General features: G+C 53.6%; 16 protein-coding genes and 2 pseudogenes. 9 read left to right on the forward strand and 9 right to left on the reverse strand.

Going from position 1 to position 26758, the window contains the following annotated elements; translation table 11 throughout:
- Window positions 1–57 precede the first annotated feature (57 nt).
- Window positions 58–762 carry a GNAT family protein gene (locus FDW95_RS17510; RefSeq protein WP_115259139.1) on the reverse strand — a complete coding sequence of 235 codons (705 nt, stop codon included), beginning with the start codon at window positions 760–762 and terminating at the stop codon, window positions 58–60.
- 267 nt (window positions 763–1029) lie between these two features.
- On the opposite strand from FDW95_RS17510, the gene FDW95_RS17515 reads away from it, so the two are divergent.
- A complete protein-coding gene (locus tag FDW95_RS17515) occupies window positions 1030–2148 on the forward strand; it encodes a YbdK family carboxylate-amine ligase (RefSeq protein ID WP_115259140.1) in 1119 nt (372 codons plus the stop codon).
- A gap of 66 nt (window positions 2149–2214) precedes the next feature.
- Window positions 2215–2463 carry a DUF1158 domain-containing protein gene (locus FDW95_RS17520; RefSeq protein ID WP_115259141.1) on the forward strand — a complete coding sequence of 83 codons (249 nt, stop codon included), beginning with the start codon at window positions 2215–2217 and terminating at the stop codon, window positions 2461–2463.
- Between the two features lie 21 nt (window positions 2464–2484).
- Here the strand turns inward: FDW95_RS17520 and FDW95_RS17525 are convergent, their stop codons facing one another.
- Together FDW95_RS17525 and FDW95_RS17530 are read right to left on the reverse strand one after the other, a co-directional pair.
- Complete coding sequence (locus FDW95_RS17525) at window positions 2485–2826, reverse strand: RamA family antibiotic efflux transcriptional regulator (RefSeq protein ID WP_045440915.1); 342 nt, start codon at window positions 2824–2826, stop codon at window positions 2485–2487.
- 16 nt (window positions 2827–2842) lie between these two features.
- Window positions 2843–3955, reverse strand: a complete 1113-nt coding sequence (locus FDW95_RS17530; protein ID WP_115259142.1) for an MBL fold metallo-hydrolase — start codon at window positions 3953–3955, stop codon at window positions 2843–2845.
- Window positions 3956–4144: 189 nt separating this feature from the next.
- On the opposite strand from FDW95_RS17530, the gene FDW95_RS17535 reads away from it, so the two are divergent.
- From FDW95_RS17535 to FDW95_RS17550, 4 genes are all read left to right on the forward strand, one after another.
- Window positions 4145–4726: a TetR/AcrR family transcriptional regulator gene (locus FDW95_RS17535; RefSeq protein WP_115259143.1), complete on the forward strand. Its 582-nt coding sequence runs from the start codon at window positions 4145–4147 to the stop codon at window positions 4724–4726.
- Complete coding sequence (locus FDW95_RS17540) at window positions 4726–5094, forward strand: MmcQ/YjbR family DNA-binding protein (protein ID WP_115259144.1); 369 nt, start codon at window positions 4726–4728, stop codon at window positions 5092–5094. Before FDW95_RS17535 ends, FDW95_RS17540 begins: the two co-directional genes overlap by 1 nt.
- Before the next feature lie 119 nt (window positions 5095–5213).
- On the forward strand, window positions 5214–5867 hold the full coding sequence (gene nfsB / locus FDW95_RS17545; protein ID WP_115259145.1) for an oxygen-insensitive NAD(P)H nitroreductase: 654 nt from the start codon (window positions 5214–5216) through the stop codon (window positions 5865–5867).
- 64 nt (window positions 5868–5931) lie between these two features.
- Complete coding sequence (locus tag FDW95_RS17550) at window positions 5932–7176, forward strand: mechanosensitive ion channel family protein (protein ID WP_115259146.1); 1245 nt, start codon at window positions 5932–5934, stop codon at window positions 7174–7176.
- Window positions 7177–7179: 3 nt separating this feature from the next.
- On the opposite strand, the gene FDW95_RS17555 is transcribed toward FDW95_RS17550, so the two are convergent.
- The 6 genes and pseudogenes from FDW95_RS17555 to FDW95_RS17580 all read right to left on the reverse strand — a co-directional run bounded on the left by FDW95_RS17555 (window position 7180) and on the right by FDW95_RS17580 (window position 14479).
- On the reverse strand, window positions 7180–8160 hold the full coding sequence (locus FDW95_RS17555; RefSeq protein WP_115259147.1) for a LacI family DNA-binding transcriptional regulator: 981 nt from the start codon (window positions 8158–8160) through the stop codon (window positions 7180–7182).
- Between the two features lie 75 nt (window positions 8161–8235).
- Window positions 8236–9387: a Gfo/Idh/MocA family oxidoreductase gene (locus FDW95_RS17560; protein ID WP_115259148.1), complete on the reverse strand. Its 1152-nt coding sequence runs from the start codon at window positions 9385–9387 to the stop codon at window positions 8236–8238.
- On the reverse strand, window positions 9384–10412 hold the full coding sequence (locus tag FDW95_RS17565) for a sugar phosphate isomerase/epimerase (RefSeq protein ID WP_115259149.1): 1029 nt from the start codon (window positions 10410–10412) through the stop codon (window positions 9384–9386). The genes FDW95_RS17560 and FDW95_RS17565 overlap by 4 nt, the downstream gene beginning before the upstream one ends.
- A gap of 15 nt (window positions 10413–10427) precedes the next feature.
- Window positions 10428–11669 (reverse strand): MFS transporter, encoded by a 1242-nt coding sequence (locus FDW95_RS17570; RefSeq protein ID WP_115259150.1) that lies wholly within the window; start codon window positions 11667–11669, stop codon window positions 10428–10430.
- 165 nt (window positions 11670–11834) lie between these two features.
- Window positions 11835–13229, reverse strand: coding sequence for a phenylalanine transporter (pheP, locus tag FDW95_RS17575; RefSeq protein WP_096757960.1), 1395 nt, complete (start codon window positions 13227–13229; stop codon window positions 11835–11837).
- 166 nt (window positions 13230–13395) lie between these two features.
- Window positions 13396–14479: pseudogene (locus FDW95_RS17580) on the reverse strand (YncE family protein).
- A 300-nt stretch (window positions 14480–14779) separates the two neighbouring features.
- On the opposite strand from FDW95_RS17580, the gene FDW95_RS17585 reads away from it, so the two are divergent.
- The 3 genes and pseudogenes from FDW95_RS17585 (at window position 14780) to FDW95_RS17595 (ending at window position 26696) form a co-directional block, all read left to right on the forward strand.
- Complete coding sequence (locus tag FDW95_RS17585; RefSeq protein ID WP_115259152.1) at window positions 14780–15955, forward strand: DnaJ family molecular chaperone; 1176 nt, start codon at window positions 14780–14782, stop codon at window positions 15953–15955.
- Window positions 15956–16568: 613 nt separating this feature from the next.
- Window positions 16569–17147, forward strand: coding sequence for a LuxR C-terminal-related transcriptional regulator (locus tag FDW95_RS17590; RefSeq protein WP_115259153.1), 579 nt, complete (start codon window positions 16569–16571; stop codon window positions 17145–17147).
- Between the two features lie 196 nt (window positions 17148–17343).
- Window positions 17344–26696, forward strand: a pseudogene (locus tag FDW95_RS17595) (autotransporter outer membrane beta-barrel domain-containing protein).
- Window positions 26697–26758 lie beyond the last annotated feature (62 nt).

Consider the following 26758-nt stretch of genomic DNA (forward strand, 5'->3'; position numbering starts at 1 on the left):
CGAAAGAGTATAGCCGTTGCTAATAATCTGTCTGAACGGTTATGCCGGATGACGGCGTTATCCCTGCCGACACGCAGCCAGCGACTGACGCTGCTGCCCCTGCGCATCAAAGTTTTCCGCGGCCAGCCAGCGTTGTAAAACGGTATCACGTTGTGGCCATTCACCGTCAATCATCGATAGCCAGTCGCTGTCGCGGTTACGGCCCTTGCGCACAATTTTCTGGCGGAAACGCCCTTCAAAGACAAAACCTAAGCGTTCTGCCGCCCGTCGCGACGCATCGTTCAGCGAGTCACATTTCCACTCCACACGACGATACCCGAGGGCAAATGCCTGACGCAGCAGCAGCCAGACGGTTTCCGTCCCCAGCACCGTATTTTTCATCCGCGGCGACCAGGTTACATGACCAATTTCGACCGAGCCGTTCTCGCGGTCCATCGCCATAAAGCACACCAGCCCGACGGCGCGCCCCGAGCGCAAATCGATAACCGCGTAGGGAACCAACCCGGCGTCAGTAGATTTTCCTTTTACCCAGTGGGCCGCTACCGCAACGCTCGTCGGCCGCTCGCTGGCAAGCCAGGTCCAGTCACGTTCGTCCGGCGCTTGCGCATAGGCGTCAAATAAATCGGCGGCATGGCTGTCTGCATCCAGCACCTCAAGACGGCAATATCGCCCTTCCAGCACAACCCGAGGCAGCACTGACGCCCCATTCCAGTCCGGCAGGGCATCGCCTACCGTCTGTCCATACAGATTAATTTCCGGCACTGCTCACCCCCGTTGTGAAAGCAAAAAACAGTTATAGCACCTGTCATTTTGCGTTCAAAGCGCAGGATGTGGATTTCCCTTATCGTACGGAAAACCGCCAGTCCTTCTATACTCTAAGGATTTCGAGTTGCAGGAAGGCGACAAGACTGCAAATTCCTGGGAACTTACTAAAGTAAGTGACCAGGATGAGCAAGCGCTGTCAACGCACCTGCTGCTCGAAAGACGACGAGTAAATACTGATTAAAAATCAACGCTCGAGGGAACGCTATGTCACTACCCGACTTTCATGTCTCCGAACCGTTTACATTGGGCATTGAGCTGGAAATGCAGGTGGTTAATCCGCCAGGCTATGACCTGAGCCAGGACTCTTCCCGACTGATTGACACCGTAAAACCGCAGCTCACCGCCGGAGAAGTGAAGCACGATATCACCGAAAGTATGCTGGAGATGGCAACCGGCGTCTGTCGTAATATTGATCAAGCGGCAGCAGAGTTTTCCGCCATGCAGCAGATAATCCTGCAGACCGCGGCGGAGTATCACCTCGACATCTGCGGCGGCGGCACTCACCCGTTTCAGACATGGCGGCGTCAGGAGGTGTGCGATGACGAGCGCTACCGGCGCAACCTGGAGAACTTTGGTTATCTCATCCAGCAGGCAACGGTGTTTGGCCAGCATGTTCACATAGGTTGTACCCACGGCGACGACGCCATTTACCTGCTGCACGGCCTGTCACGCTTTGTGCCGCATTTTATTGCGCTCTCTGCCGCCTCACCGTATATGCAAGAAGCCGATACGCGATTTGCCTGTGCTCGACTCAATATCTTCTCAGGATTTCCCGATAACGGTCCGATGCCGTGGGTTAACAACTGGCAGGAGTTTGAGGGATTATTTCGTCGACTGGCCTACACCAGCCTCGTTGACAGCATTAAGGATTTGCACTGGGACATCCGCCCCAGTCCGCACTTTGGCACGGTAGAAGTTCGCGTAATGGACACCCCGCTCACCCTCGAGCATGCGATCAACATGGCCGGGCTCATTCAGGCTACGGCCCACTGGTTGTTGAAAGAGCGTCCCTTCAAACATCAGGAGCGTGATTACCTGCTGTATAAATTTAACCGTTTTCAGGCCTGCCGCTTTGGTCTGGAGGGGATCGTTACCGACGTGCATACCGGCACTCATCACCGACTGGCGGATGACACACTTCGATTGCTGGAGCTTGTCGCCCCCTCGGCGGATAAAGTGGGTGCCGCCAGTGCCATTGACGCCTTACACCAGCAGGTAAAAAATGGGCACAACGAAGCGCAGCGCATGCGTGATTTTTTGGCCGATGGCGGATCGCTAAGCGGACTGGTGAAAAAACATTGTGAGATCTGGGCGGGGCGTTAAGCGAGGGGTTTGCGTTAGCACAGGAGATCCCGGACAATGGTCTTTTAACTCAAGTTTAACAATGTTATGAAACACCCGCTTGAATCACTGATGACCGCCGCCGGGATCCTGCTGTTGGCCTTTCTGTCCTGCCTGCTGCTGCCCGCGCCTTCGCTTGGCCTGGTGCTGGCGCAAAAACTCGTCGCCACTTTACATTTGATGGATCTTAACCAGTTTTATACGTTGCTATTTTGCTTGTGGTTTTTACTGCTTGGGGTGATTGAGTATTTTATTCTGCGTTTTATCTGGCGACGCTGGTTCTCGCTGGCGGATTAGCCCCGCGAGAACCTTTCGTCGTTAATGCGTACGGCTGTGGTTTTCTTTGCGGTACGCCCCAGGTGGCTGGCTGAACGTACGGGTGAAGATACGCGTAAAGGTTTGTTGCGAATCGAAGCCGTACTTCAGGCAGATATCGTACACTTTCTGGTCGGTATCACGCAAATCACGCGCCGCCAGCAGCAGCTTACGCTCGCGAATGTAGCGCCCAAGGCTCTCGCCTTTATACTGCATAAACAGACGCTGCAGATGCCATTTTGAATATCCCGCGTGGCGGGCAATATCATCAATGCGCAATGGTTGATTCAAATTATCATCAATCCATTCGACAATCGTCTCGATAACTTGTGCAGAAATCGTCATCGTTATCTCCCTTTTTTCATTGAGCCGCTGGCTGCCACCAGGCCGTGAACGGTTGGTCCGGTTCGGACAGTACTACCGGCTCACCCAGCATCGGCGTCAGCAGACGGTAATCTTTGAGACGGCTGGCCAGCGCCAGACGCTTGTAGGGATCGTCCCAGCTATGTTTCGCCAGTACAAAACGACCGGCATGACCGGGCACAACGGCTTTGGCATGGAGATCGGCGGATGCCTGCGCGGTCTCTTCCGGCATCATATGAATGAACTTCCAGTCCTGGTCATATTGACCGTTCTCCATAATCGCCACATCGACCGTGCCGAACTGTTCGCCAATCGCTTTAAAATGCGGCCCGTAGCCGGAGTCTCCACTGTAATAAATATTTTGCTCTGGTGTTTCCAACATAAAGCTGGCCCACAGGGTCTGGTTACGCTTGATACCGCGCCCTGAAAAATGCCGCGCCGGCAGGACATGCACAATCAGTGAGTCCGTCACCCTGACGGACTGATTCCAGTCTCGTTCTTCAATTATCTCGCTGCTCATTCCCCAGTACCGCAGATGCGACCCGACGCCAAGCGGCGTAATCACCCGCTTAATCTTCGGCATCAACGCCTTTATGGTGGCAAGATCCAGATGGTCATAGTGGTCGTGCGAGATGATAAGCAGATCGATTTCGGGCATGTTTTGAGCCGTCCACGGATACTCCCCGGCAAAGGCTTTATTCAGAAATGAAAACGGCGCAGCGTAGTTGCTCAATACCGGGTCGATCAGAATGCGTTGACCCGCCAGCTGCAAATACCACGAGGAATGACCCAGCCAGACGAGAGTATCCTGCTGCGGTGACAGACGCGCGAGTTCGGTTGCCGCCAGCGGCAATGGTTGCGCAGGGCGGGCATTTTCGCGCTTCGCGACCAGAAATTCCCACCAGGCTGCCAGCATGCTTTTGTTGCCGGTGTAACCCAGCGTGGGCACCTGATTATGAAACTGTCCGTCACGGTAGTGTGGTGACTGTTCAACCTCACTCAGTTGTGCCCCTTGCGGCGCCTGACCGAATCCGGCATTGAGTACAAACGGTAAACTTGCAGCTGCAGCAATGAGCATAATAACAACCACACAAACGGTGAGACGCCTCATATCCTGACCTTAAACACGCCCCTTTCCGCTGGTTTGCGCGACTGACTCTTGATTATGAGTGAGTAAGCACTCATTATAGAAATCGCAAGTTCGCCGTCAAGATGATTTTCAATCTTTGACATTCACCGTTGCGGTGCTGCGAAGGCCGTGATTCAATCGTGTTTTTAACAGGCTTAAGGGTAAAGTGTAGTGGCTCGTCCGAAGAGTGAAGATAAAAAATTGGCATTACTGGAAGCAGCAACCATAGCATTTGCGCAGTCCGGCATTGCGGCCTCTACCGCCGTCATTGCCCGCAATGCAGGCGTTGCTGAGGGAACTTTGTTTCGCTATTTCGCGACAAAAGATGACCTCATCAACGAACTTTACCTCCATTTAAAGCACGATATGTGCCAGTCAATGATGGCTAACCTGGACCGTTCAGTGACCGATGCCAAAACCATGATTCACTTCATCTGGAATAGCTACATTAGCTGGGGCCTGCATCACACCGCCGGACATCGCGCCATCCGTCAGCTTGCCGTCAGCGAGAAAATCACCAAAGAAACCGAGCAACGGGCTGAGGATATGTTCCCCGAACTGCGTGATTTTTGTCATCGCTCGGTGCGCCCGGAGTTTATGTCCGACGAGTATCGCGCCTTTGGTGACGCGTTTTTTCTGTCACTGGCTGAAACCACAATGGAATTTGCTACCCGCACCCCTGCCCGCGCCGATGAATACATTGCCATGGGATTTGAAACCATGTGGCGCGCCCTCACCCGCGAGGAAAAATAATGGACGGCCAGACATTACATGCGTGCGCAAAACGCCTTGCGCTTGAACTGCCGTTTACCGAACACTGCTGGCCGTTTGGCCCGGAATACGATGTCTTTAAGGTCGGCGGCAAGATTTTTATGCTGGTCTCAGAGCATCACGGACGCCCGCTGGTCAACCTGAAGTCAGACCCGCAAAAGTCGCTGCTCAATCAGCAGATCTACCCCAGTATCGAACCCGGTTACCACATGAATAAAAAGCACTGGATTTCAGTTTATCCCGGTGACGATATTACCGAGTCCTTACTGGCAGACCTGGTGAATGACTCGTGGCATCGGGTGGTGGACGGTCTGCCTAAGCGGGATCAAAAACGCCTGCGTCCCGTCTGATTTATCGCTAACCCCGATAAGTGTTTATGCCTTTTTCTGTCTTATCTTTTTGCCGCTTTCCCTGTACCCTGCTGAAACAAAACGCACCCGCAGGGTAAGAAAAACGACCAGGAGTTTTTATGGATATTGTTTCTGTCGCCTTAAAACGCTACTCCACCAAGGCATTCGATCCGACCAAAAAACTGACCGCTGAGCAGGCAGAAAAATTAAAAACGCTGCTGCAGTTCAGTCCGTCCAGCACCAACTCGCAGCCGTGGCATTTTATCGTGGCCAGCACTGACGAAGGCAAAGCGCGCGTAGCCAAAGCCGCCGCCGGCGGTTTTGTGTTCAACGAACGTAAAATCCTCGATGCGTCCCACGTCGTGGTGTTCTGCGCCAAAACAGCGATGGACGATGCTTGGCTGGAACGTGTAGTGGATCAAGAAGAAGTCGATGGTCGTTTCGCCACGCCGGAAGCCAAAGCCGCCAACCACAAAGGCCGAACCTTCTTTGCCGATCTGCACCGCAAAGAGCTCAAAGATGATGCGCACTGGATGGCAAAACAGGTGTACCTGAACGTCGGTAACTTCCTGTTAGGCGTGGCGGCAATGGATCTCGATGCGGTACCCATCGAAGGCTTTGATGCCGCGGTTCTCGATGCAGAATTTGGTCTGCAAGATAAAGGATTCACCAGCGTGGTTATCGTCCCGGTGGGCCACCACAGCGTAGAAGACTTCAACGCCGCGCTGCCAAAATCACGTCTGCCGCAGGAAACTACCCTGACGGAAGTCTGATCCTCACATTTGCATAACCTCCACACAGCGGTCATCATAGACCGCTGTTTATTAAGGAGACGTTATGCAGGAATTGATATCTCAGGTAGAAGACCTCGGCATTGAAATGAATCACACCACTTCGCTGGTGATGATTTTTGGCATTATTTTTATCACCGCCATTATTGTTCACGTTATTTTGCACTGGGTGGTACTACGCGCATTTGAAAAACGCGCCAACGCCAGCTCCCGCCTGTGGCTGCAAATCATCACGCAGAACAAGCTATTTCACCGCCTGGCGTTTACGCTGCAAGGTATCATCGTCAATATACAGGCCGCGCTCTGGCTACAAAAAGGCAGCGAAGCCGCAGAGATATTAGTCACCTGCGCCCAGCTGTGGATCATGATGTACGCCCTGCTGTCGGTCTTTTCTCTGCTCGACGTTATTCTTAATCTGTCGCAAAAACTCCCCGCCGCCTCGCAGTTGCCGCTGAAAGGCATCTTTCAGGGCATCAAGTTAATCGGCGCGATTCTCGTCGGCATTCTGATGATTTCGCTGCTGATTGGTCAATCACCCGCCATCCTGATAAGCGGTCTGGGTGCCATGGCGGCGGTCTTAATGCTGGTGTTTAAAGACCCGATCCTCGGTCTGGTAGCCGGAATACAGCTTTCGGCCAACGATATGCTCAAACTGGGCGACTGGCTGGAAATGCCGAAATACGGCGCAGATGGTGCGGTGATCGATATTGGTTTAACCACCGTCAAAGTACGCAACTGGGATAATACCATCACCACCATTCCCACCTGGTCGCTGGTCTCTGACTCGTTTAAAAACTGGAGCGGCATGTCAGCGTCCGGCGGTCGGCGAATTAAGCGCAGTATCAGCATCGATGCCACCAGCATTCGTTTTCTCGATGAAGATGAGCGCCAGCGATTGCATAAAGCGCATCTGCTGAAACCGTATTTGACCACGCGCCTTCAGGAAATTAACGAGTGGAACCAGCAATTAGATGCGCCTGAATCCGTCTTGAATCATCGCCGGATGACCAATATCGGGACGTTTCGCGCCTACCTGAACGAATATTTACGTCACCATCCGCGCATTCGCAAAGATATGACGTTAATGGTGCGCCAGTTAGCTCCGGACGACCACGGGTTGCCGATTGAGATTTATGCTTTTACTAATACAGTGGTGTGGCTGGAATATGAAAGTATTCAGGCTGACATCTTCGACCATATTTTTGCTGTGGTCGAAGAGTTCGGATTACGTATTCATCAGTCGCCGACCGGGAATGATATTCGCGCCCTGTCAGGGGCGTTTCAGCGTTAATCTTTAGCTACTGGCGCGCGCAATATAGCGCCAGTCCATCATCACCCTTTCTGTTGGGGCATCGGGGTTATCGATTTTATTCAGTAATAACCCCACCGCCTTGCGGCCAATATCACGCGAAGGTTGCTCAATAGTTGAAAGCTGTGGGGAGACCATTTCAGCCAATTCCGTACCGTCAAAGCCCACCACGGCGATATCCTGCGGGATCTGTAACCCGGCGTTGCTAATAGCACGCATCGCACCGGCTGCCAGCGTGTCCGATACCGCAAACACCGCGTCGGGTTTCACCCCCGCCGCCAGCAGGTTTTCCATCGCCGCGATCCCGGCGCTGGAACTTAATTCACGGGCGTACTCCACCGCCTGATACTCCAGCGATAACGCATGCAGCGCCGCCTTGTAGCCGCGTTCACGCAAACGGGCGTATTTATAGCTCAGGTCATGGTTGATCAGCGCAATACGCCGATAGCCCTTGTCTACCAGATGCGATATCACCGACTGCGCGGCGTCTACATCGTTAATGCCCACACAGGAAACCGCACCTTTATCGGCATATTCCGCACACTGCACCCACGGAGCATCGCCAATCAGGGTGGTCAGTTCCGGTAATTTTGAGAAGGCATCCATGGTGATGATGCCGTCAACAATTTTACCTGACAGCAGCTTCAGCGCTGACTTCGAACGCGCTGTATCGGAACCAGAATTACACAGCAGAATGCGATAACCATTTTTCTCCGCCTCCTCCTCAATACCTTTCACCACCTCGGCACAAAATGGGTTGGCAATGTTGGAGACCATCACGAGGATCATCGAGCTTCGCGCCGTGCGCAATTGACGAGCCAGCAGGTTGGGCTGGTAATTACTTTCCTTAATAGCCTGCAGCACACGTTCGCGGTTTTTAGCCTTGACGGACTCACTGTTATTCAGCACACGTGATACCGTCGCTACCGACACACCGGCAAGCTGGGCGATTTTTTGAATAGACATAACGACGACACATCCTGCGTTTTACGCTTTGTGCTGAGGCTACCATAAAATCACCGCCCGGCGAACCGGACCGGTTTAACGCTGTACCGACACCCAGCGCTGCTGTTGATGGCTTTTTATAATCGCATCAATGATGTACATCACGTCTGCACCATCCTTGAACGAGGCAAAACGTCGGGCCTGTGGCGCGGGCATTTGGCCTGTCTGTACGGCCTGATAGAACTGCAGCATCATATTTTTAAACGCATCCGGCCAGCCCTCAATATGCCCACCGGGGAAATGCGCGCTGGCGGCGACATCGGCATTCATTAGCCCCGGATCGTCCGTCAGGATCTGGTTCGCCTGTTGGCGGTGGCCCACCCACAGTTGCTGCGGCGTTTCCTGATCCCAACTCAACGCGCACTGGCTGCCGCTAATCTCAAAGCTCAGATGGTTTTTGCGCCCGGCGCTAACCTGCGAGACGCTAAAGCAGCCTTTGCTGCCGTCGTCAAACCGCACCAGCACCGACCCGCGGTCTTCGGTGGTCACCGGTTTATCCTCCAACTGCCGACCAACCGTCTGCGAATTAAACGTCGCACCACCGGCCACGTCCGCTTTCCGCGTGGGCCAGACGATCGCGAGATCGGCCATCACCTCAACAATGCGTTTACCGGTGACAAACTGCACCGTGTCGCACCAGTGCGAGCCAATATCGGCCACCGCCCGCGAGCCGCCGCCCAACGCCGCATCAACCCGCCAGTTGTAGTCGGTCTCCAGCAGCATCCAGTCCTGTAAATAGCTGCCCTGCACGGCAAACAGACGTCCAACGCTGCCATTGCGTACCATGCTGGCCGCCTGCTGCACCATCGCAAACTGGCGATAGACAAAACTCACGCCGTGCACGACCCCCGCCTGCTCCGCCAGCGTCACCAGTTCATGGGCCTCTTCGGGGGCCATGCACAGCGGTTTTTCAGAAAATACGTGCAGTCCAGCACGCAGTATCTGCCGGTTGATGTCGGCATGCAGATGATTCGGCGTACAGTTGTGGACCACCTGTAGCCCCGGGTGCGCCAACAGCGCTTCCACACTGCCATATGCATGAGGCACCTGTAGCACACTGGCCCGCGCCTGAGCCACCGTCAGCGAACTGTCGCAGAGTGCCACCACCTGCACATTCCCCAGTCGACGCAGCGCCTCAATATGCGCAGGCCCAATAAACCCGCTGCCAATAATGCCAACCTGGATCATTTGCGTACCTCATCGCCTGCGGCGAAATCATCAAATGCGTGGGATGAAACCGGAATAATATGCCGCTGAATAAACTCACGGCCTTCGCGGGCGCCGGTTTCTGCGTCTTTCAGGCAGCATTCCCACTCCAGTACCGCCCAGCCGGGATAATCATATTGTGTGAGCTTGCTGAAAATCGTTTTGAAATCAACCTGCCCGTCGCCTAATGAGCGGAAGCGTCCAGCACGGTCGATCCACGGCTGGTAACCGCCGTAGACGCCGCTGCGGCTGCTGGCTCGATACTCCGCATCCTTGACATGAAACGCTTTTATGCGCGAGTGATAGGCGTCGATGAATCCGAGATAGTCCATCTGCTGCAACAGCAGATGGCTGGGATCGTAGAGCATATTGCAGCGCGGATGATTATCCACCAGCGCAAGAAAACGCTCGAACGTGATGCCATCGTGCAGATCTTCGCCGGGATGAATTTCAAAACAGACATCAACCCCCTGCTCATCAAAACCGTCGAGAATCGGCCGCCAACGGTCAGCCAGTTCCTGAAATGCCTCGGCAAAACGCTGCGCATTATGCGGCGGCCAGGGGTAAAAATAGGGCCACGCCAGCGATCCGGAAAACGTGGCGTGCGCCGTCAACCCCAGTTTTTGCGAGGCTGCCGCAGCCTGGTGTAACGTCCGCGTCGCCCACGCCTGTCGGGCCTGTGAATTGCCGCGTACCGCCTGCGGCGCAAAACCATCAAAAGCGTCATCGTAGGTGGGATGAACGGCAACCAGTTGGCCTTCGAGATGGGTGGATAATTCGCTGATCGTCAGTCCGTGCTGCGCCAGCATTCCGCGAATATCATCGCAGTAAGTCTGGCTAACAGCGGCCTGTTCAACATCGAACAGCGACGCATGATTACACGGCATCTGTATGGCTTTGTAGCCCAGACCCGCTGCCCACTGCGCCAGCCCGTCCAGGGTATTGAACGGGGATTGCCCGCCGATAAACTGCGCCAGAAAAATCCCCGGTCCCTTAATGGTTCTCATAACCCCTCCTGAATATTACGCCTGCTCTTTCTCGTCATACTTGAAAGAGAAAAGGAAAATCACGGCAATCACCGCCGCTGCAACCGCCGGGATCCACCAGAACGGGATCCATGACTCAGGTACTGCCTGCCCCGCCACCAGACGGTTATACAGCGCACCGGAAATTTGCGAGCCCAGCAGCATGCCGATCCCGTAGGTGAACATTACGATCATGCTTTGCGCCTGACCTTTCACCTTTTCCCCGGCAATACGGTCGGTGTAGATAAAGCCGACCACAAAGAAGAAGTCGTAACACACCCCGTGCAGCAAAATACCGAGATACAGCAGGATGCGCCCTTCTTCGCTGATGCCCAGCGCAAAGAAGGCGTAACGCACAAACCAGGCACACATGCCGATCAGTAACATGTATTTCACGCCCAACCGTCTGAACAGGAATGGGATCACCAGCATGAAGAAGATTTCGGACATCTGACCGAACGACATCGCGGTACTGACATCCCCAACGCCCGCATCCGCCAGAAACGATGCGGTGTACGCGTAGTAGGTCCCCAGTGGTACCGAGATTAACGTAGCGCAGAGTGAGAAGACGAAGAAGTGACGGGTTTTGAGTAAGGCGAAAGCATCAGCGCAAAACAGATCGCGGACTTTTACCGGCAACCCTTTCGCGGGCGCAGGGGTGTTTGGCAGCGTCAGGCTGTAGAGCGCCAGAATCACAGAGATAACCGCCGCCAGCGTAAAGATGCCGGTGGTATCCGAAATACCGGTCACGCCGATAAAGATCCCCGCAACAATCCAGCCAATGGTGCCAAATACCCGCACTACCGGGAAGGTTTTGTCTTTATCCGACAGGCTGTGAAACGCAATATTATTGGTCAGCGCCAGCGTCGGCATGTAGCACAGCGTGTAGCCAAACAGCAGGCCAATCAGCAGCGCACCGTTTTGCGCTACCAGCGCCTGCGGCACAAACCACAGGATCGCCGCCCCGGCGAGGTGCATCACCGCCATCACTTTTTGCGAGGCGAAAAAGCGATCCACCAGCATACCTAAGACAAACGGCGACAAGATTGAGGCTATCGGTCCGGCGGAAAACGCATCGCCAATCAGCAGCGACATGTTGTGCTGGCTCATCACCAGCCCCAGCGTGACGGACCAACTTCCCCAGATAAAGAACTGTAAGAACATCATCAGCGACAGCCGCGGCACCAGCAGCCGGTACTGTACGCTCTGTTTTCCACTACTCTCGGTTGTCGACACCATTTTTTGCCCCACCCTTAAAAAAGTAATCGATTACAAATAGGTTCAAATGAAAAGTAATCGATTACAAAATAAAGATCCTGTCAGTAAGAACAGAACTGGGAGATCAATCACGATAAAGTTCAGGGAGTGACCGATCTCATCGCAAAGGATGAGATCGGTAAGGGATTAGCGGGCTTTACGGCGCAGCAGTTTGAAGGCCACAAACAGGAACAGGATCCATGCCGGTAGCAGCATCGCCGACAGACGCATCTCATCCATGGTGCACATCAGCACCAGAATCATGCCGAGGAACGCAATACACAGGTAGTTTCCGGCCGGGTACAGCAGCGCTTTAAACTGAGTGTCACGCCCTTTGCGACGCATTGCCGCGCGAAAGCGCAGGTGCGCCAGGCAAATCATGATCCAGTTCAACAGCAGCGTCGCCACGACCAGCGCCATCAGCAGGCTGAAGGCCTTTTGCGGCAGCGCGTAGTTGATCAGCACCACCAGCGAAGTGATCGCCCCGGAAAGCACCAAAGAGTTAACCGGTACGCCGCGACGGCTGACGCGGGTCAAGAACTTCGGCGCATTGCCCTGCACGGAGAGGCCAAACAGCATGCGGCTGTTGGAGTACACGCCGCTGTTATACACCGACAGAGAAGCCACCAAAATAACGAAGTTCAGCGCGGAAGCCACCACGTTGCTGTCAAGATTATGGAAAATCATCACAAATGGGCTGCTGTTTGATTTCACTTCAACCCACGGGTATAGCGCCAGCAGCACCACCAGTGAACCGATGTAAAACAGCAGAATACGATACACCACCTGGTTTACCGCTTTCGGAATACTTTTTTGCGGATCCTGCGCTTCTGCCGCAGTAATACCGATCAGTTCCAGCCCACCAAAGGAGAACATGATCACCGCCAGCGAGAGGATCAGCCCGTTCCAGCCGGTGGCAAAAAAGCCGTTATAGCGCCAGAGGTTATCGATACTTGCCTGTTCGCCACCGTGACCAGAAAACAACATCCAGACGCCGAAGCCAATCATGCCAATAATCGCCAGCACTTTGATCAGTGCAAACCAGAACTCGGTTTCGCCATACAGTCGCACGTTGACCAGGTTGATGGCATTGATGATCACGAAGAATACGGCGGCCCAAATCCAGGTAGGCACATCGGGAAGCCAGTATTGCATGTAGATCCCAGCCGCCGTCAGTTCAGCCATGCCGACCAATACAAACATCACCCAGTAGTTCCAGCCAGACAGAAAACCGGCAAACGGTCCCCAGTATTTATAGGCAAAGTGGGCAAACGATCCGGAAACGGGTTCTTCAACCACCATTTCGCCCAGTTGGCGCATGATCAGAAACGCGATGATCCCGGCTACGCCATAGCCCAACAGCACCGCCGGTCCTGCCATTTGAATCGCCGGGCCAATGCCCAGAAACAGACCCGTACCAATTGCGCCGCCCAGCGCAATTAACTGAATATGGCGGTTTTGCAACCCCCGCTGAAGCGTCGGCTCACTCGTTGATGCGGCATCGGACACGCTGGTGTCGGATGCAGATGACGCGTTTTTCACGCCCTACCCCTGTGTCGTTTATATTGAAGGGGCTTCTTTTAACATTTCAACCTGGTTGTCGCAAGGCGCAATCGTTTGGATACGCCGGGCATCCTTGCCCAACGCACCGAGGCGCAGGAAAAAAGTCACCAATCAACGGGCGTTAGCGGAAGCCAACGCGTTGTTGTTATTTATTCAGATCAATACGCACCACGTTATCGGGTGCATCCGTGGAGTGGTCTTTATTGAATTTCTGCTTCACAGTAACAAACAGCGTTTGCCCATCCGCAGAGAGCAGCAGGCTATTCGGGTTCGGCGGCAGATCCCAGCTTTTCTTCACGCTGTAGTCGGTTGCATTCAGGCTAAGTAGTTTCCCGGCATCGCGCTGGGTAATATAGATTTCGTTGCGCTTTGCATTGAATTTCACCGCTAACGAATCGCCAACATCGAGTTGCTTGAGCAATTTACCGGTGTGGATATCCAGCACCAGAGTCGTTTTCGCTTGCGAGTTATCGGTGACAAACAAACGGCCCGTTTGCGCGTCTTCTGCCATATTCAGCAACAGCGCAGGTTTCTCACCCAGCGGCTTCCAGCGTTTCTCTATACGCTGATTACGCGGGTTGATCACCAGTATTTCGCCACCGCCATTGGCGGCATAAATACGCTGAGTGACGTCAGAGTAATGCAGACCGGTCATCCATTTACCGGTGTTTTTGATACGGGTTTTCAGCTTCAGGGTTTCGGCATCCACCACCCAAATTACCGCCGGGTCAGCCACCGCGCCAATATAGAGCAGGCCATTATGCAGCAGCACCTGGCGCGCACCGTACGGGAAACCTTCGGCATTACGTTCCGGGAACAGTACACGATTTTTCACTTTACCATCGGCGGTATTCAGGGCGCTCAGGCCGCCGTCCAGTGAGTTAGTAACGTACACCGTTTTACCGTCTGGCGAGAGCGCCATACCAAAGTTTTTCATATCGGTATGGCTTAGACCGAGAGTCTTGAGCGTTTTCGGATCCAGTTTGTAAACCACCCCGCCCTGGACATCTTTAAATCCTTCCGCACTGGCAACATACAGCGCATCGCCCGCCGGACTCAGCGCCATTTCATACAGACCATCAGCCAACGCACGCTGCTGGACATCAGTAGCAGCTGGCGTCACCGCTTTTTTCCTGTACCGCCGTACGACTGGCTGGCGTTGAATGTGCGGCACAGCCACTTAGCGCTGCGGCAATCAGCAATGCCAGAGCGGATGTTGTTTTTTTCATTGCGGGGATCCTTACCAGAGTGTACGGAAATGGTTAATAACAAAAGAGAATGAGAACTATACGCATTATCCTTATTGAATCAAGAATAATTAGCTCGTGAATAAAAAAGATGAAACGGAGGTTTGAAGAGTGCGACTGACGCGCGCTACCTCCTCTTTCTTATAATTACCGTGAATTATTCTGGACGAAAAGGCACCGCAGGCCACAAAATGCACCTTACTGTTTTTTCAACATTTTTAAACGCGTTCCCCAGGTCAGGTTCCTGTCACGCGCTTTAAGCCACGCCGGGCAGCGACCGTCATGAATAAGATCATTAAACGTCTTGAAATCATCAAAAGTGCCATCGAACTGGAAGATGATGAGATCATTTTCCAGCAACTAGTGCATTTGAAAAATGACACGTTGACGGACGTACCGAAGACGATCGTTCAGGCGCTTGAAGCACGACGCTTCAGCGATGCCCTGCATGAAATCACCGGCTGGCTGCAATCACAGCGAGCGGTATCAACGTGGCAAGATCCCGGCATCGCTGCCAGCAAACTTGAGCTAAAAGCACTTGAAACACAGTTGCGCGACTTAATTGATAAACGCAATGCACGCATTCAAATCCTTGATGACTTCAACGACTTGTATCATCAGCACCTTGGGCCACTGATGAGTCGTATTCTCGAGTTGCGTAAACATCTGGCCGCCAGTGCGCAACGTAAGCAGGACGCTGAGCGCAAACGCCGGGAAAAAGATTATCAGTCCTGTCAGCACTTTATTTCTCAGGCGGTCGATCAACTGGCGCAGCTCAAACAGCAGTGGATGAGCCAACGTTCAGACTCGCGCGAATCAGTGGAAACCCGGCAGCGCATTCAGCAGCAAACAGAGCTTATCACCGCCCTGCTGGCGGAAATTCGCGAACTGGAAAACGACTTTTCCCGCCAGGATGACAGCGCCACCCGCCAGGCGCAGGAAGAAGCCCGCCACGAATATGATGAATATCAGGAGCAACAGCAGGACGCGCAGCATCGTTATAACCGCGAACGGACACTTTCTCATGATGAGCGCAATGAACTAAAACGCTTGTGGCGGCAGGCCAGTCGCCTGTGCCACCCGGACGTGGTTGCGGATGACCTGAAAGATAAAGCGCACCAGATGATGGTACAGTTGAATCAGGCGCGACAAAATGCCGATCTGGCCGCCGTTCGTACGCTGCTTACCCAGTTGCAAAACGGTCTCGAACCGATGATGGCAAGCGACCGCCTTAACGATCTGCAACATTTACGCCGCAAGATACAGCAGCTCAGAGAGCAAATTAGCAGCTTGCTCAATGAAATTAGCGAACTGGAAGCTGAGAACGCCTGGCGCCTCGCCGCCTCTGTGACAGATAAGGAAGCCTACTTTGCCGACCAACAACGGGCGTTAACCGAGATCCGCAATACGCTGGAAGATCAGGTACGCCAGGTCGAGCAAGAACTGCTGGCCGGATAAGCCGACGACGTACAAAAAACAAGCGAACCGCTATTCTTTCGTGTGATTTTCAAATTAAGCACAAAAAGACAATTTTAGAATTAAATCCTTGAAATTTATAAAATCAAAGCACATAACACCATAAAACAAAATGAAGACGTAAATAAATTTGAATATGGCAATATTTTCATCCCTCCCCTATACACCCTCCGCGCCAGCCTGGTTTAAGTTAAGAATTATCTTACAGCGTTCTCATTGTGCTAAAAATGAGCCCTATCCAACTGAATTACGCTCTTTTTTGGCGACCTTCTTAGCCACACCTATCAGAATCCCCTGTGTCTTTAGGGTTATCCAGTCCGCAATTTTCTCGATTCATAAGCGAAATCTATCAATCATCTGCCCAGAGGTGATTTAAACGATTTATCTTAAATTTTAACAAAGTGTAATATCAACATTAAGAATAGTTAAAGATTTTAATAAATACAGAAAGTATCTGTTGAAACCGAAATAAATAAGGATACGTTCAAAACACAGAACGGGATATTCGTTTTAATTAACATTTCACGCATCGCGAGGAACTCTTTTTAATAAAAAAAGAGGCGATTGCTTGCATCAAAATTTCAAGGAGATCGTTATGTCTAAAGCTGTATTTTTGGGTGACTCACTTTACCCGTGGCTTGGCATGCGAGAAATTTTACGTGGTTCAGCATTATTTACGGATATCACGTACCACTCCTCTCAGACGCTTTCTGCCGTCAACATACATTCTCATAAATTGGATTGCATCATTATTAATCCTGGCAATTCTGATTTTTTAAAATATGCCAGAGTTATCCGCAACATGGCCTTACGCCCTGCGACGATGATTATCGTTCTGGCCGATGAAGCCACTTTTTCACTTTTTCAAACCGTTTGCGGGATGAACATGCATTTTCTCGATCAAGACGACTCTCTTGATCAACTTTTGCACGCATTCACCTCTATCACTCAAATAAAAAAATCACGCACTATCAAAGCAGTACATAACAAAATAACCGCAAACGAATTTAACGTCATGATGATGTTGGCCCGCGGTTGGACGCTGACTCAAATCGCCGGCGCATCGCAAAAAAGTGAAAAAACCATTGGGGCGTACAAAAGCAACATTGCCAGAAAGCTTGGCAAAACCAATACCCGGCTCAAGTACACCATCTCGCACTATAGCCAGCCGTAACTGACTTATTTAAGGACGACCATAACGATTATTTTTTAAAAGGGACTCACTTTCAGTTCATCTTTTATTCCGCGAAACCCGGAAGGCATCCCCATTTTTAAAAATCGACCTGCCAGGTAGCACTCCCGCGTGCCAACCATAGCCAACAACTCAACGTAATAACGCATGCAATATAAAATGCAGATAAGGGTTATATATGAATAAAGTTTACAGCATTATTTGGAACGCGGTACTCGGTATCTGGGTTGTCGTTTCTGAATTAACCAAAGGCAAGAAAAAAAGCAGTTCGCGTAAAACTGTCGCGGTACTGGCGGCCAGTGCATTAAGCGGTGCTTCAATGCTGGCATCTGCGGCACCGATTATCGATACAGGTGAGCACAATATTTATACTGACTATCAGAGAGGTATTTCAGCTGAGGTAAATGAGGGAATTCATAATTATGGCTTCTTATATGAAGATAACTCTACCGGTCAGGCGCTCAACATCAGCGGCGCCATCCCAACGATTGCCCCAGGTCAAAGCGGCGTTGTGGAGTCAACCACCATCAGAGAGCTGCTGCAAGACGGAAAAATCACCCTAAAAGCCACCAGCCCCGATCAGAATGTCAAAACGATCTCCACCGTGGAGCAACTGGCAGAATACCTGACTCATTCTCAATCGGCGAAACCTTCGCAGAGCACGGACTTTGATGTTTTTGATCCGGCGCTTCCGGGAGAACCCGAGCCAATTAAAGTCTTCGATACCAGCGCATTAGCCGGTTTTATCACCGAATCACAAATCGGTGATGCGGTGTTGAACACTTATGATCCACAGCAAACGCAAGTCTATAAGCAATTTGGTATCGCTCTGGCGACAAACGGAGGCATCGCCAATCTGAATATTGGCAACGACACGCTTTACGTACGTGACAAGGCCAATACCATCGAATTGCTGGCCAAGGACTCCTCACTGCTGCAAGCGCAGGGCGCCAACAGCAAGGTGAACTGGCAGTCCGATAACTACATAAAATTCAACGCTGCCCCGGTTGTACCAACGGAAACATTTAACGGTTCACAAACCACCTCCGTATTTGGCACTGATGTAACGCTAATGGCTTACGGTTATAACGATGCCGGTGAGGTTATCGAAACAGGTACCAAAACGATCTCGATTACAACGGCCGCTGAGCTGGCTGAGTTCAATAGCTGGCTATTAGGCGAAAGTGATGACGCCGCACAAAAACCGGATGGACAAAAAGTCAGCCAGATCCAGCTGTGGCTGGATGCCGAAAATAGCCAAATAACGACGGTATCCGCTGCGCAAGCGAAGTATGCCGAGTTGATTGAAAACGTGCTTAGTTCCGGTAAAAAATCTGACGTTATCTCCTGGGATTATGACGTCTGGACCGACGGCCTGTCGCATACGAATAACACTACCGCCGGGCGTGGTGAGCTGCACGCCATCTATGCCAACGGCGCTGGGACTACCGGCACCCTGAACCAAGGTGCGATGATCGCCGTTGACGGCAGCATTAATGGCGTAATGAAAGCCATTGACGGTGGGGTTATCACTAACCTCGGCGAACTGAACGCATTGCGTTCCTCCGGCGGGCAAAGTCTGGCCATCGGCATGCTGGCGAAAGACGCCACTGCTACCAACCACGGCACCATCAACTCCGGGTTGTTTATTGATAAAGACGGCAATCAAAAGGTCAGCAGCTACGGCGCATTTGGCATGCAGGGGCAAGGCGCCAGCACCATTACCAACAACGGCACCATCAACCAGGCCATCACCACCGATAACTTCGGTACCGCCTCTGCCGCCGATCCCTGGAGTAAAGATGATCCTGATACCTCGCTGACGCTGGCCATTGGCATGCAACTGTCCAACACTGCACAGGGCGTGAATAACGGCGTTATCAATATCGTCGACGGGAGCAAAAACAGCGCATCCTTTGGTAAAGGCACCGCCTTTGGCGTAGAAGTCGCCGACAACGCGACCTTTACCAACGCGCAGAATGCCTCTATTTATCTTGGCCGCGACGCCAATGACCTGTCCCTGGATGCCACCCTGCCAGGCGGCTCCAGCCCAAGCGCCGGGATCATGACCAAAAGTGCCAGCGAGGTCATCAATAAGGGGCTCATCACGCTGGGCGTCGGCATACGCAACGCTGCGGGGATCTTGATCGGCAACGCGACAGGCAACGTGCTGAATACCGGCAATATTGTGGTCAATGGCGATGGTCGTGGAGGGAATATCAAGAACTACGGCATCACTGTTCGTGACAGTGGCGCTGAAAATGGTCAGATCATTCGCAATGACGGCAAGATCAACGTCAATGGCACCAACAACGTCGGCATTCACGTCAGCGCGACGAAAAAAAATGCCCTGGTGACCACCAGCGACTCAGGCTCTATTGTGGTAGACGGTACCGGCAGTGTGGGTAACCGTAACTACGCTATCTGGGCTGAGGGTGGCGTTAATGGTCAGGCGACGGTCAACGTCGATTCCGCTATCACACTTAACAAAGCCGGGAACATCGGCGTGCACGTGCGTGATAACGCCATCGCGAATGTCGACACCCTGAGCAGTCCACTATTCAACAGCACCAACCAGATTGGTTATTACCTGTATGGCAAAGGGGCTACCGCCAACATTGGTCAGGCGGTGATGAATGACAACGGTCAGGCTAACACCACTATTTTTCGTATCGCTAATGGTGCAAAACTTGCAGGTAATACGACCAACCCGAAAGATAATTCGAGTTCCAATCTCGACCTGACCTTAAGCGGCAAAAACTCCGTCGGCGTCCTCGCCACCGGCGCAGGCAGTAGTGTAGACACCGGCGAAGCCACGTTTAGCCTGAAAGGCTCCGATTCCGCAGCCCTGCTGATTGAAGGCGGCGCAACAGGTAACATCAGCGATAAAACCACCATCAATTTAACCGGTGAAAGAACCATTGCCGGGATTGTTGACGGTCAGGCGCATCAGTTGAATGGCGACGACGAGCAAGGTAACCCGACTGAAACTACCCTCACCTCAAACGCGAAGATCACCTCTGAAACTGGCGGTAACGAGGTTATTGCCTATGTGGCAAGAAATCTCGGCAATCTGACCCTTGGTGCCAACGCCATTATCGATCTAGCCAGCACCGACAGCATCGGTGTTGATGTACAGCAAGGCGGGCGTTTCACCAACAATTCCGACAATGCCCTGCATGTCAGTAACGGTATCGGTGTTCGGGCTTCGGGAGCCAGTGCGCAGATTAATAAACTGGGCCAAATCCTGGTCGATGATGGTACTGCCGGTGTTCTACTGACTGAAGGTGCCAGTTTACTGATTAATGGCATTTCCGGTGACAGTATTACCACCAACGGTTCCGCTGACGGTATTCGCCTCGCCGATAAAGCCGGTGCGCTGTCCGCGCAAAGCGTGATGATCCGCGCCGATGGAACTGGCGCAGGCATTCAAAACGATGCCAACAACAACAATATCCTGCTGCGCAACGTGACCATTGACTCCAACGATGGCGCGGGGATCCGCACCAGCGTGGCGCTCACCATGACCGATAAAGACAGCGCCGGAAATATCCTCAACGTCAACGGGAGCGGCACTGGCTTCGCTTTTGAACAACGCAATGGCGACGCAACGACGGGAGACCTGAGCATAGGTCAGGGCTATACCATTGAGGTCCTTAAGGCTGAAGGTAGCGGTATCCGCGCCAACACAGATGGTAAAGTCACCACCAATGCCGATATCAATGTACGTGATAGCGCAGGCAGTTCTGCGATCATCGCGAAGAACGTCAGCACCGTCAGCAATAGCGGCAAAATTATCTCTGCCAGCACCAGCGCACCGGTGATTGATGCCAGCGGTGACAGAAATAAAGAAATCACCAACACCGGCACCCTGCAGGCCATCAACGACACGGCCGTAGCCATTCAGTCTGGTAAAGGCGATGACACCATTGATATCAGCAAAGGTATCACCAGCGGCGTGATCAACACCGGTGAAGGCACGGACACCTTTAACTGGCAAAGCGGCACCTTTGCGGGCGAGGTGAATTTCGCCGGCACCGGCGGTAACAATACGGCCAAGATCGGCGATGTATCACTGGATAAAACGCGCCATATCATTACCGCTGCGGGTACGGGCAACGCCCTCACCTTCACCAACACCCACGGCGACAGTGCAAAAATTGGCAGCCTGAACAGCGATAACCAGACCACCGGCACCAACATTGGCACTGGCTGGGACTCGCTGACCATTACCGGGTCAAACGCGGATGTCCGCGTCGTTGAAAATCTGAGTCTGGCGAGCAAAACCATTGCCGTAAACGATGGTGCAACGCTGCGTACCGGCGACCACGTCGAGTCCACCAGCACCGCCGCGACCATTGGCAATTATGACGTGAAAACCCAGGGCACCAGCAGCAGGGTTATCTTTGATACCCAGGGCGATACGTCAGCCGCGCAAATTTACGACGGCGTCATCAGCGGTGACGGGAAATTTGAACGTAAGGCAGGCGGGACCACGGTCTTTACCAACAATAACAGCTACACCGGTTCTACCACCATTGATCAAACGGGGACGCTGCAGTTAGGTTCCGGCGGCGATACCGGCGAAGTCAGCGCCGTATCAAACATCCTCGACAACGGCGTACTGGCGATTAATCGCGCCAATAATGTGCTGCTCCGCGGCGTGATTTCGGGTATCGGCGCGCTGCAGCAAATCGGCGGTGGCATTACGCGCCTGGCGGGCAAAAACACCTATACCGGTGACACCACCGTCACCCACGGTACGCTGCTGGTAAACGGTAATCAGAGTGCGGCTACGGGTGCAACCACCGTCAGTGGCATGTCCACGCTTGGCGGTAACGGTATTATCGGCGGCAACGTGCTGATGAACGACGCCTCGACCCTCAGCGCGGGTGACGGCGGTGCGGGAACATTAACCATTAACGGCGGCCTGCAACTGGGCAGCAAAACCACCTCCGCCTTCGAGCTGGGTCAGGCTTATACGCCGGGTGGCGCGCTGAATGACCTGATTACTGTCACCGGCAACCTGCAACTGGACGGGACGCTGGACGTCACCACGTCTCAGGGCGGTAATTTTGGACCGGGTGTGTACCGTATTTATAACTACGGCGGCACGCTGGATAACCGGACGCTGGAGCTGGGCGCGGTGCCAGACAGTCAGGATAAGAGCAACATTTTTGTCCAGACCTCTATCGACAAACAGGTCAACCTGGTCAACGCCAACGGCGTCACGCTGCAATTCTGGGACGGCGCAACCGTCAACCAAAGTCACGGTAAATCGGGCATTGAAGGCGACAGCAAGATTGACGGCGGCGATGGCAAATGGATGGCGATTGGCGATCAGGGCGACAACAACTGGACAACGGCCACCGGCGAGGGCAACGCGCCGTGGGCACAGAAATCCTTCGCCGTGTTTACCACCAAAGGCGGTACCGTCACCGTGGATGACGCCAAAGGTGACGTCAATTTCTCCGGAGCACAGTTTGACGCCGACGGCTATGTCGTGAAAGGTGATGCGCTCAACGCTTATGCCACCACCGAAACGGCCACTCATGCGGGTCAAACGCCGGGCACCGGTGAACTGCTGCTGCGCGTCGGGGCCGGTGGCGCGGGACAAAACTATACCGCGACCATTGAATCTATCCTTCGCGAGGCCAGCGCCCGCGATCGGCTGACGCTGGTGAAAACCGACCTCGGCCGTCTGATCCTCAGCGGTGATAACGAATATCGCGGCGGTACGCGCATTGACGGCGGCACCTTGCAAATCTCCGCCGACAGCAACCTCGGCCAGAGTGGCACGGATTTGGTCATCAATAACGCCTCCACGCTGCAACTGGGCGCTGATTTGACCAGCAACCGTACCATCGAGCTGGGCGCCAATGCTAACGCGGCGGTATTTGATCTCAATTCGCACCATTTCACCCCAACCGGCGATATTACCGGAGATGGCAAGCTGAAAGTGACCAGTAGCTCAAGCGATGCGGGCAGCATCTTAACGCTTGACCGCGCCAACAGCTACCAAGGGGAAACCGAAATTGCCGGGACCGGGAATAGCCATAATGTGACGGTTAACGTCAGCAAAACCGGGTGTTCGGCAGCAATGAAAGCAGCACTGTTAACGTCAATAACGGCGCAACGCTGAATATCAATGGTGCAGACACCAGCCTGACATCGCTGACCATGAACATCGCCGACAGTCTGTTAACGCTGGCCGATACCGTCACTGCCGCCAGCGCCAACCTGAATCTGACAGGTAAAGCGAAAGCAGTATTACGCGATAAAGCCACCGCCGCTAACGCGACGGTCAACGTAGCGAAAGACAACACCCTGGCACTGGAAGACAACGCCAGCGGCGGCAATGCCACGGTAAACAACAGCGGCCTGATGACCGCGGCTGATAACGCGATGGCGGAAAATACGGTGGTCAAAAACCTGGCGGACGGCCTGGTGGATGTCAGCGCAGTCAACAGCGCCACCTCCATCGGTTCACTGTCCGGTGCGGGTAATGTCGAGCTGGGTAACAAGCAACTGTCGCTGGGTAATCTAAATCTGGCTGACACTATCAGCGGCGTTATCAGCGGCAACGACGGCAGCCTGGTGAAAATCGGCGACGGTACGCTGACCCTGACCGGCGACAACACCTGGACCGGCATCACGGATGTTGACCAGGGCGTGCTGCTGGTCAACGGTAATCAGTCTGCCGCAACCGGCCAGGTCACGGTGAAAACCGGCGCTACGCTCGGCGGTAACGGCATTATCGGCGGCGCGGTGGATGTGCAGGATAACGGTCACATTACCGCCGGTGCGGCCATCAACAGCGTCGGTAAACTGACCACCGGTTCGCTGACGCTAAGCGATAACGCACAGCTGGATTATCAGTTTGGTCAGGCCTATACCCCAGGCGGAGCTTTCAACGATCTGATTGATGTCAACGGCGATCTGACGCTTGACGGCAAGCTCAACATCGAGACCTCACCGAACGGCAGTTTTGACGTTGGGGTTTATCGCGTGATCAACTATACCGGCACGTTGACCAATAACGTGATGGATATTGCTAACGCACCGGAAGCCGCGGACAGCCTGTATGTACAAACCTCGGTTAAAAATCAGGTAAACCTGGTCAACCATGCCGGGCTGACGCTGCGCTTCTGGGACGGCACCGGCGGTGAGAACGGCAACCTGAAAAACAACGGCGTGATTAACGGTGGCGACGGGATCTGGCAATCCAGCCAGGGGAATGACAACTGGACCACCGATGAATCCACGCCAGAAGGCGCGCTGAACGCGCCATTTACCGATGCCGCGTTTGCCGTCTTCCAGGGCGAGGCAGGCAATGTGACGGTCGATAACAGCAAAGGCGACGTCATCATCAGCGGTGCACAGTTCGCCACCGACGGCTATCGCGTCGGCGGGGAGGCTATCACCACCGATACCGCCAATACGCTGATCCGCGTTGGCGATGGTACGGTAGACGGCGTTAACTACACCGCCACCATTGACAGCGTGATCCGTGGCACCGGCGGCCTGAATAAAGGCGATCTTGGTACGCTGATCCTCACGGGCGACAATACCTACAGCGGTGGCACCACTATCACTTCAGGTACGCTTCAGGTAGCCGGTGATACCAACCTTGGCGCAGCAGATACTGGCATCACCTTTAATGGTGGTACGCTGAAATATGGCGACGCGTTCGATACCGCACGTCAGGTAACGCTGGAATCCGGTGGCGGGACGTTCGACACCAACGGGCACGATGTATCCCTGCTGACCGAAGTCGAAGGTCATGGTCAGTTGATTAAAACCGGCAAAGGTTCACTCACCCTGACGCTGGATAACACCTACACCGGCGGTACCACCATCAACCAGGGCGTATTACAACTCGGCACCGGCGGCGATATCGGCAGCATTCAGGGTGATATCGTTGATAATGGCGTACTCAGCGTCAATCGCGCTAATACCCTGGCATTAACCGGTGATATCAGCGGCAAAGGTCAACTGCACCAGACCGGCAACGGCACCACCGAGTTGCAGGGTAAAAACAGCTACAGCGGCGCAACGCTGATTACCCACGGCGTGCTGCAAGCGGGTGATACCAACACCCTGAGCGCGGCGTCGCACCACTATGTGGTTGCGGACACTACGCTTAACACCCAAGGCTACAACCAGACGGTAGCCGGGCTGAGTAACGGCGGCGATGTGTCGCTTATCGGTCAGCAAATTGGTACAACCTTAACCGTCAAAGGAGACTACACCGGCGAGAAAGGCACTATCAACATGGCAGCCACGCAGAATGGTCGCGGCGCGGGTATTGCCGATCGCCTGATTATCGACGGCGGTAAAGCCAGCGGGAAAACGTTGCTTGATGTTAACGGCTCCGGCCTCGGCGCGCCTACCGTGGGTGACGGCATCGAAGTGGTCACCGCGCTGAATGGCGCCACCACCACCGCGCAGACCTCGCGAGACGCCTTCCATCTTGCCGCTGAACGTATGGCTGCGGGTGCATTTGAGTACCAACTGCACGCCGGTAACGCGCAAGGTCAGGGTGAAAACTGGTATCTGAGAAGCGAATACCGTCCGGAAACCATGCTGTACTCCGGCCTCGCCAGCGTCGTTCGCCAGGGTGACATCAGCCTGCTGGGTAACATGCACCAGCGTATGGGTGACGAGGTGAAACCGGGTATTGATGAAGATAACCGCGCGTGGGCCAGAATGATTGGTTACTCCGGCAAAACCAAGCTGGATGATGCGACAGGGACACAAACCAATTCACATACCATGGGCATCCAGGTCGGCGTCGATATGTACGCCAATGAAAGCTGGAAAGCCGGGATGTATGCCAGCGTGCTCGACATCGACAGCAGTGTTAAAGGCACCAAAACTGGCAGCGATGGCAAAGGCGGTAATATCGATGACAACGCGTTTTACGTTGGCGGTTATGCCACTTGGTTCTCGGATGACGGAATGTATGTCGACAACGTCCTGCAGTACGGTAACCATAAATCCCGTCTGTCGGCATCCGGAAATAACGGCTCGCACACGGTGAAAGGCAATACGCTGACGGCCTCAACGGAAGTGGGCAAGTCATTCCGCTTAGGCGCCAGCGCCTGGAGTCTGGAGCCTCAGGCGCAGTTGATCTATCAGTACAGCAACTTCGATGACAGTACGTTGGATGGCGTCACCCAAACGAAGGTCAAGATGGATACCGCCGATTCGTTTACCGCGCGTCTGGGTGTGCGTCTGGTCGCAGACTATGATACCAACCACGGCAAATTCCAGCCTTACGGCCGGGTGAACGTCTGGCAGGGTCTGGGTTCAAAAGACAAGACGCAGTTTAGCAATGCGGTTGCCACCACTACGCTGGAATCGTCACAGCAGTACTCCAGCACCGAAGTCGCCGCCGGACTGAGCTGGTCTATTGACCGGAATGTGCAGGTCTACGGTGAATTGGGTACGCAATTCAGCAACGGCAGCAGTAAGTCGCAGATTGAAGCCCCGGTGAATGCATCTATTGGCTTTAAGAAATCGTTTTAATCTAACGTAAACGTAGCCAGCCCTCTGTTATTACAGAGGGCTTTTTTATGCGCGAGGGAATC

Source organism: Citrobacter sp. wls718 (assembly GCF_005280945.1).
In the GTDB taxonomy this organism is placed as follows: domain Bacteria; phylum Pseudomonadota; class Gammaproteobacteria; order Enterobacterales; family Enterobacteriaceae; genus Citrobacter; species Citrobacter gillenii.

Bases quoted from the DNA above. Each gene is read 5' to 3' on its own strand.
- FDW95_RS17525 (WP_045440915.1), bottom strand. From the start codon at position 2,826: ATGACGATTTCTGCACAAGTTATCGAGACGATTGTCGAATGGATTGAT.
- FDW95_RS17530 (WP_115259142.1), bottom strand. From the start codon at position 3,955: ATGAGGCGTCTCACCGTTTGTGTGGTTGTTATTATGCTCATTGCTGCA.
- nfsB (WP_115259145.1), top strand. From the start codon at position 5,214: ATGGATATTGTTTCTGTCGCCTTAAAACGCTACTCCACCAAGGCATTC.
- FDW95_RS17540 (WP_115259144.1), top strand. From the start codon at position 4,726: ATGGACGGCCAGACATTACATGCGTGCGCAAAACGCCTTGCGCTTGAA.
- FDW95_RS17550 (WP_115259146.1), top strand. From the start codon at position 5,932: ATGCAGGAATTGATATCTCAGGTAGAAGACCTCGGCATTGAAATGAAT.
- FDW95_RS17570 (WP_115259150.1), bottom strand. From the start codon at position 11,669: ATGGTGTCGACAACCGAGAGTAGTGGAAAACAGAGCGTACAGTACCGG.
- FDW95_RS17560 (WP_115259148.1), bottom strand. From the start codon at position 9,387: ATGATCCAGGTTGGCATTATTGGCAGCGGGTTTATTGGGCCTGCGCAT.
- FDW95_RS17555 (WP_115259147.1), bottom strand. From the start codon at position 8,160: ATGTCTATTCAAAAAATCGCCCAGCTTGCCGGTGTGTCGGTAGCGACG.
- FDW95_RS17515 (WP_115259140.1), top strand. From the start codon at position 1,030: ATGTCACTACCCGACTTTCATGTCTCCGAACCGTTTACATTGGGCATT.
- FDW95_RS17565 (WP_115259149.1), bottom strand. From the start codon at position 10,412: ATGAGAACCATTAAGGGACCGGGGATTTTTCTGGCGCAGTTTATCGGC.
- FDW95_RS17590 (WP_115259153.1), top strand. From the start codon at position 16,569: ATGTCTAAAGCTGTATTTTTGGGTGACTCACTTTACCCGTGGCTTGGC.
- FDW95_RS17585 (WP_115259152.1), top strand. From the start codon at position 14,780: ATGAATAAGATCATTAAACGTCTTGAAATCATCAAAAGTGCCATCGAA.
- FDW95_RS17520 (WP_115259141.1), top strand. From the start codon at position 2,215: ATGAAACACCCGCTTGAATCACTGATGACCGCCGCCGGGATCCTGCTG.